The organism is Pseudomonas sp. SIMBA_041 (genome assembly GCF_046535095.1).
GTDB lineage: Bacteria > Pseudomonadota > Gammaproteobacteria > Pseudomonadales > Pseudomonadaceae > Aquipseudomonas > Aquipseudomonas mucoides.
This window is the reverse complement of sequence record NZ_JAWRXJ010000965.1, coordinates 1-234: the sequence shown is the minus strand read 5'-3', so window position 1 is coordinate 234 and position 234 is coordinate 1. Positions and strand designations below refer to the sequence as shown.

The 234-nt window shown below is 63.2% G+C and carries 1 pseudogene; it reads left to right on the top strand.

The features are described 5' to 3' along the window. Positions 1-12: 12 nt before the first annotated feature. Positions 13-234, top strand: a pseudogene (locus tag SB725_RS34005) (potassium transporter TrkH); the annotation flags it as partial.

Here is a 234-nt window from a genome sequence, read left to right as displayed (position 1 = left end):
CGAGCGGAACACATGGCGTTGCCGACCTTAAGGATCATTGGTTTCATCATCGGCATCTTCCTCATCACCCTGGCGATCGCCATGGTGGTGCCGATGGCGACCCTGGTGGTCTTCGAACGTACCGGCGACCTGCCGTCCTTCCTCTGGGCCAGCATGATCACCTTTATCGCCGGCCTGGCCCTGGTGATCCCCGGGCGCCCCGAGCACGTTCACCTGCGCCCCCGCGACATGTAC